This is a genomic window from Synechococcus sp. R6-7 (assembly GCF_047461695.1).
Classification (GTDB): domain Bacteria; phylum Cyanobacteriota; class Cyanobacteriia; order Thermostichales; family Thermostichaceae; genus Thermostichus.
This window is the reverse complement of record NZ_JANSHS010000265.1, coordinates 1-6,394: the sequence shown is the minus strand read 5'-3', so window position 1 is coordinate 6,394 and position 6,394 is coordinate 1. Positions and strand designations below refer to the sequence as shown.

Here is a 6,394-nt window from a genome sequence, read left to right as displayed (position 1 = left end):
GGGGGCGACAGTGACGCTGGTCCATGGGCCGTTGGGGATCCCTTTTGATCCAGCGCCCTTCGCCATTCGGGCCATTCCGGTGGAGACGGCAGCCCAACTGGAGGCGGCTTTGCAGGCGGAATTTCCCCAGGCGGATCTCTTGTGGATGGCTGCTGCTGTGGGGGATGTGCGCCCCTCTCAGGTTTACGCGGGGAAGCTGCCCAAAGCCGATCTACCCCAGATGTTGCCGTTGGAGCCGATCCCTGACCTGCTGGCAGCTCTGGCCCGCCACAAACGCCCTGGCCAACGCCTCATCGGCTTTGCCGCCCAAAGTGGGGATCCCTTGCCACCGGCCAGAGAGAAGCTCCGCCAGAAGGGCCTGGATGCTATTGTGGCCAACCCCATCGACCAACCGGATAGCGGCTTTGGCAGCAGCCACAACCAAGGCTATTGGATCCCCCAGCAGGGAAGTCCAGAGCGGATCCCATTGGCAACCAAGCCAACCCTGGCCCACCGGCTGCTGGATCTGGCCCGGCAATTGGAGTTGGGCTACTTTAGTTAAACTCCCTCTCCCTCTGGAAGAGGGGCCGGGGGTGGGGGCTGTGCGGTACAGAACGCTAAACTTCCCGGAATAGCTGTTCGCGAACTGCCTCAAGAACCTGTGTAAAGCCACAGGGGCAAGCCCGAGGTGCTCACTTCAAACTGCAGACGGGCCAAGGCTTCTGCTGCCGGCAGAAATCGAGACCAACCTCTGCGCCGCGGGAGCAGGTCGTAGAACTTCGCATCCGTCGGCAAACCCGCCAGCTCTGCCGCCCAAAGGCGGGCATCTTCTTCTGTGCCCAAGCGATCCACCACACCCAAGTGGAGGGCCTGCTCTCCGCTGAAAATGCGGCCATCGGCAAAAGTTTTGACCACATTCAAACTCAACTTGCGGGCAGCAGCAACCGTCTGCACAAACTGGCCGTAGGTGATGTCGATCAACTCTTGCAGGATGTTTCGCTCTTCTGGGGTCAGCTCGCGATCAAACGAGAGAATATCTTTGTAGGGGCCAGACTTAATTACCTTAAATGAAATCCCCACCTTATCCAGGAGGCGTTCGATATTGTTGCCTCGAATGATCACACCAATGCTACCGGTGATTGTTCCTGGGTTGGCAACAATTTTTTCGGCTCCCATGGCAATATAAACCCCCCCAGAGGCAGCAATGTTGCCAAAGCTGGCGACAATACGGGTGCCCTTTTTCTCTCGCAAACGCAAGAGGGCATTGTAGATTTCTTGGGAGTCGGCCACCGTCCCGCCTGGACTGTCGATGCGCAGCACCACAGCAGGGATCTGGTTTTCTTCCACCTCTTTCAGGGCCTTGAGAACCCGCTCGCGAGTTTTGCCATCAATGGCCCCTGCCACCTCAATGCGACCGATTTGCCGGCGCAAACCACCCAAGAATAATCGCTTCAGCATGGAAAAGAACTGGATAGGGATAAGTGCATATTCTGTATCATGAATGGCGGCTCATGGCTTGGTCAACCAGTTGCCTAGACGTTGCCATACACCGGGATCACCGCCCCTCGCAGATCCCGCGCTGCTTCTGAGACCAAAAAGGCAATCACCTGCCCGATGGACTCTGGCTTTACCCACAGCTCGGCTTGCTCGGATCCCATGGCAGCTCGGTTGGCCGGCGTGTCGATGATGCTGGGCAGGATGACGTTGGCTGTGATGTCTGTGCCTTGGGTTTCGGCGGCAATGGTACGGGTCAGGGCCACCACCCCTGCTTTGGAAGCGCAGTAGGCGGCCAATTGCGGGCCCGGCTCCACCGCTCCTCGGGATCCCACCGTTACAATCCGCCCATAGCCCTGTTGCCACATTCTGCGCAGGCTGTGCTTGCAGGTCAGAAAAGTGGTGGTGAGGTTGAGGTCGAAGTCGCGATACCAGTCCGCCAAGCTGTACTCGTGGGTGGGGCCCATGGCAAAGCCCCCCACCAGGTGGATCAGCCCATCTACGCGGGGTAGGTCGGCAACGGCGCGGGCAACCGCTGCCTCATCTGTTAAATCCACCTGCACAAAGCGAACCCGATCCAGAGCATTGACCGGCAGGCGCTCCCGCAAAATGGCAAGATCTTTCTCTTGGCGATAGGTCAAGGTCAGCTCTGCGCCGCTGGCCAGCACCACGGGAACCACCCCCAAACCCAGCCCGCCTGTGCCGCCGGTCAAGAGGATTTGCTTGCCTTGGTTGCTTTGCATGGATGCACCTGCATTGGCGAAAGGGATCCAGAACAAGATCGGGAAGGGACTTCAAAAACCCCAGAGGATGTTTGGGTTCGTCCAACTGAGCTTCCCTCTCTTACCCTACCCTGGTTCCTGCTCCTCTTGAGGAACAACAGCCCTTTTGGGCGCTTTCTCCAGCAGCAGGTCGCTCAAGGCCAGCCAGTGGGGCAGGGCCAGCTCTTCGGCGCGGGCATCGGGGTTGAGGCGGAGCTGAGCCAAAGCTGCTGCAACCGCTTCTCGCTCCACCAAGCTTCCCAGGGCATTGACGAGCTTCTTGCGGCGGGTGGAGAACCCCTGTCGAAGGAGGTGGTTAAACCAGCAGGGATCCCGGACGGGGGTGGGGGCGGGGCGGGGGGTGAGGCGAATCACGGCAGATTCCACCTTGGGGGCGGGCTTGAAAGCGGTGGGGGGCACCCTGCAGATCAGCTCGCAATCGGCCAAATACTGCGTCCGCAAGCTCAGAGCACCATAGGCTTTGCTGCCGGGGCCGGCCTGCAAGCGCTCGGCCAGCTCTTTTTGCACCAGGAGGACAATGCGCTCGAACTGCCGAACCGGCTGGGCCGGGGATCCGAGCACCTTTTCCAAAATGGGGCCGGTCAGGTTGTAGGGGATATTGGCCACCAGCAGGCGGGGTTGAGGAGGCAGCGGCAGGCGGAGAAAATCTCCCTCCAGCAGGTGGAAACGGGGTTGGCCGGCGAACCGTTTTTGCAGCAGTCGGCACAGATCCCGGTCGATCTCCACCGCCACCACCTGGACACCCTGGGCCAGCAATCGCCGCGTCAGTTGGCCGGTGCCGGGGCCGATCTCCAGCACCCAAGTGGGATCCGCGTCTCCCTCTAGATCATTCAACTGGGCAGCCCGCACAATCGCCTCGTGAACAGCGGGATCCTTGAGCCAATGCTGACCAAACCGTTTACGAGGATAGGGCATGGGGGAATGTTCGCGCAGTGCTGCGCCGCAACCGAGAGGTACCCAGAGCGGTTGAAGGAGAAATGGCCGGGTGGGTCATCGCTGGACTGAGTTGGGAACAGAAATCAAGGTGGGATCCGCATCCTCAGGTCTATCTCGGGCGGGTTGAGCAGGGAGCGCCTCTGGGTTCGGATCCCCGCTCAGGAGCGGCTTGCGGTAGAGGGGCACCGTAAAGGTGACGGTGGATCCCAGCCCTTCGCCCAGGCTGTAGAAATTGATTTCCCCTCCCATCGCCTCCACCAGGCGTTGGCTGATGGCCAGGCCCAAGCCGGTTCCTCCATATTGGCGGGTGGTGGAACCATCCACCTGTGTGAAGGCCTGAAACAGTTTTTGCTGCTTTTCCAGCGACACGCCGATCCCTGTGTCGATGACGCGGATGCGGGCCAACCCCGGATTGCCGGGCAGGATATCCGCTCGCACGGTTACTGAGCCTTTGGGGGTAAACTTGATGGCATTCCCCACCAAATTGAGCATCACCTGCAACAGGCGTTGGTAATCGCCCAAGAGCAAAATCTGATCCGAGGTGTTGGGCAGGTGGAAGCTCAGTTGTAGGCCCTTTTGGCTGGCCTGCAGGCTAGTCTTGGCCTCCACATCCTTAAACAAAGCTCGCAGGTCGCAGGGCTGGAACTCCAACTGCATTTTGCCCGCCTCGATCTTGGCGATATCCAGCACATCGTTGATTAGGGCCAACAGGTGCAGGGCAGAGCGATAGGCCTCTTGCAAAAAGTCCAGCTCCTCTTCGCGGTTTTCGGCCATCCCGTCCAGCACCAGCTTGATAAAGCCGATGATCCCGTTGAGAGGGGTGCGCAGCTCGTGGGAGGTGTTGGCCAAGAATTGGCTTTTCAGTTGGTTGGCCGATTCCGCTTGGGCACGGGCCTGCTCCAGCTCCTTATTTTTCTGACGCAGAGTTTGGTTGGCTAACTGCAAGCGGGTTGCCAGTTGGCGACTTTGATCCAGCAAAATGGCGTGGGCAATGGCTGCGCCCAGGTAGGTGGCAATGCTCTGGAGTACCTGAATGTGGCTTGGCTGCCAAACAGGAACCCTGTTCGGATCCAGCATTTCCAGCCAGAGCAGGCTGTTGGCGTAGCCCTGGTAAGACATGGCAATGGCCAGATGTCGCCCCGCCTCCACCGGTTCTTCCTGTCTGAGGGCCTGCAACAAATGGGGGTAATCTGCCAGCTTCAGGGTCTGGTGGAGCAGGGAGGGATCCCCAGGATGGCGGCGGTACTCGGCATTGACCGTGAGGGAGTCTTGCCCCACCTCGTAGAGGGCCATCAGGCAGCGATCTACCTCAAACAGTTGCCCCAACTGCTCCACGGTCTGCTGGCACAGTTGCCGGATATCGAGGGAATGCCGGATGTTGCGCACCAACTGCGTCGTGATCCCCTGTACCGGATCGGCCGGGAGAGCATGGGGCTGGCTGTTGGGGCTGCTGGTTCCTCCGGCCAACGCAAAAGGCGTAGCCCCCAGCAACTTGCCCACTGCCGCAACCGCCACCACCTCCCCTTCCATGTCCCGTACAGGGTTGAGAGAAAGATGCAGATGCAACTTGTAGCGGGGCGAGAGCACCTGACATTCGTAGGAGAGGGGATCCCCGCTTGCAAAGACCTGGTTGAGCTTGGCTTCGTACTCTCCAGCGTTGGCCACCTCCCAGATTTGCTGTCCGCTCACGATGTGCTGAGGGTGGATGCCATATTTCTCGGCATCTTCCCAGTAAAAACTCCAGAAGCGCCTCTGGCGATCCTGCGTGTAGAACATCGGAGTGGGTCGGAGGGCGCCCATTTGGGATGAAGCCACCATTGCGCTAGGGGAACGTAGGCCAAAACTCAGGTTTTTCCAGAGGAAGCCGGGCTGGCCGGATCAGAGGCCGGGCGGGTTAGTGGGGCAGAGTCCTTGTTGAGGCGGGCGAAGATCATGCGGCCTGCTGAGGTTTGAATGGCGCTGGTCACAACCACAGAGCGGGTTTTGCCCACAGAGCGCTGCCCTTCTTCCACCACCACCATGGTGCCGTCTTCCAAGTAGCCTACCCCTTGACCTGGCTCTTTTCCTTCGCGGGTGATCTTGATATCAAAGCTGTCGCCGGCAACATAGATGGGCCGCAGCGCCTCGGCCAACTCATTCACATTCAGCACCTTGACCCCCTGCAGAGCCGCCACCTTCTTCAGGTTGTAATCGGTGGTAAGCAGCGTTCCCCCCACGGTTTGGGTGAGGCGCACCAGCTTTTCATCGACAGTGGTCAGATCTGGATAGTTGGCTTCGTGAATAACGAAACGATCGGGGTAGGCCTCTCGTAGAGCCTGCAGCGTATCCAAACCTTTGCGGCCCCGCTCTCGTTTTTGGGCATCGGCTTTGTCGGCAATGGTCTGCAATTCCGTCAGCACAAAGCGAGGAACCACCAGGGTTCCTTCCAAAAAACCTGTCTCGATTAACTGAGCCACTCGGCCATCGATGATGGAGCTGGTGTCCAAAACCTTGGCCGTGGCAGCCACCACATTGCCCTCCGCCCAGAGGGCTGCCTGCAAAGCATAGTTGGGGTTAAACAGCCGCAGCAGCGAGGGGCCGTGGGTATCGGCCAGGCTGACCCCCAGATAGGCAAAGGCCAAGCTGAAAAAGACCGAAGCCAGTGGCTCGAGGAACCTGTTGAGTTGGGGAGGCAAGGGCAGCAAGTACACAGGAGCCATGGCCAGATTGGCGATCACCAAGCCGATCACCAACCCCACCGAGCGGCTGATCAACACGTCCGGCGGCAAGGAGCGCACATTGGCCTCAAAGCGACGGTAGCTCCAGCGCACCAGGGATCCCAAAGCCAGTCCTGCCAGCAGGCCAAAGCCGCTGGTGACGACACGGGCTCCTTCCACATTGGCCCCCTGAATGGCGGCAGGAGGGAGCAAATCCAGGCCGTAAAACCCGAGACCAGCCCCGGCCAACATGAAGATCGCGATCAGTAAAGCGTCTAGCATAAGAAAAAAGACGGCCCTGCTGAGTGGGTGATGCTGCTGGGAATAGGCAAATCTGCTTCCTACTCATTCTAGTCGTCTGGTGTTGGAGGGATCCGGACAACCAAGCCAGCCCTCCCCCAGAAGGATTCAGACTATGCTGAAATCATAGCGATCCCTTGCCAGCTTGAGGGATCTGTGGAGCATGCCTCTAACCCTCAAAACCCTGAACTTTGCTGAATTTACTGA

At 59.3% G+C, this 6,394-nt stretch carries 6 protein-coding genes; 1 reads left to right on the top strand and 5 read right to left on the bottom strand.

Annotated features, from left to right (window positions below):
* Positions 1-541: phosphopantothenoylcysteine decarboxylase (locus NW815_RS08285; protein WP_414415896.1), on the top strand; the 541-nt coding region annotated here is incomplete at its 5' end.
* 89 nt (positions 542-630) lie between these two features.
* Here the strand turns inward: NW815_RS08285 and sppA are convergent.
* From sppA to NW815_RS08260, 5 genes are all read right to left on the bottom strand, one after another.
* On the bottom strand, positions 631-1,437 hold the full coding sequence (gene sppA, locus NW815_RS08280) for a signal peptide peptidase SppA (protein ID WP_011432617.1): 807 nt from the start codon (positions 1,435-1,437) through the stop codon (positions 631-633).
* Between the two features lie 74 nt (positions 1,438-1,511).
* Positions 1,512-2,216: a 3-oxoacyl-ACP reductase FabG gene (gene fabG, locus NW815_RS08275; protein WP_414391020.1), complete on the bottom strand. Its 705-nt coding sequence runs from the start codon at positions 2,214-2,216 to the stop codon at positions 1,512-1,514.
* A gap of 105 nt (positions 2,217-2,321) precedes the next feature.
* The gene (gene rsmA, locus NW815_RS08270; RefSeq protein WP_414391018.1) at positions 2,322-3,170 is read right to left on the bottom strand and encodes a 16S rRNA (adenine(1518)-N(6)/adenine(1519)-N(6))-dimethyltransferase RsmA; all 849 of its coding nucleotides are present in this window, start codon (positions 3,168-3,170) and stop codon (positions 2,322-2,324) included.
* A gap of 75 nt (positions 3,171-3,245) precedes the next feature.
* Positions 3,246-4,991 carry a sensor histidine kinase gene (locus NW815_RS08265; protein ID WP_414391016.1) on the bottom strand — a complete coding sequence of 582 codons (1,746 nt, stop codon included), beginning with the start codon at positions 4,989-4,991 and terminating at the stop codon, positions 3,246-3,248.
* 44 nt (positions 4,992-5,035) lie between these two features.
* Positions 5,036-6,169: a PIN/TRAM domain-containing protein gene (locus NW815_RS08260; RefSeq protein ID WP_414391013.1), complete on the bottom strand. Its 1,134-nt coding sequence runs from the start codon at positions 6,167-6,169 to the stop codon at positions 5,036-5,038.
* Positions 6,170-6,394 lie beyond the last annotated feature (225 nt).

Bases quoted from the DNA above. Each gene is read 5' to 3' on its own strand.
- sppA (WP_011432617.1), bottom strand. From the start codon at position 1,437: ATGCTGAAGCGATTATTCTTGGGTGGTTTGCGCCGGCAAATCGGTCGC.
- fabG (WP_414391020.1), bottom strand. From the start codon at position 2,216: ATGCAAAGCAACCAAGGCAAGCAAATCCTCTTGACCGGCGGCACAGGC.
- rsmA (WP_414391018.1), bottom strand. From the start codon at position 3,170: ATGCCCTATCCTCGTAAACGGTTTGGTCAGCATTGGCTCAAGGATCCC.
- NW815_RS08265 (WP_414391016.1), bottom strand. From the start codon at position 4,991: ATGGGCGCCCTCCGACCCACTCCGATGTTCTACACGCAGGATCGCCAG.
- NW815_RS08260 (WP_414391013.1), bottom strand. From the start codon at position 6,169: ATGCTAGACGCTTTACTGATCGCGATCTTCATGTTGGCCGGGGCTGGT.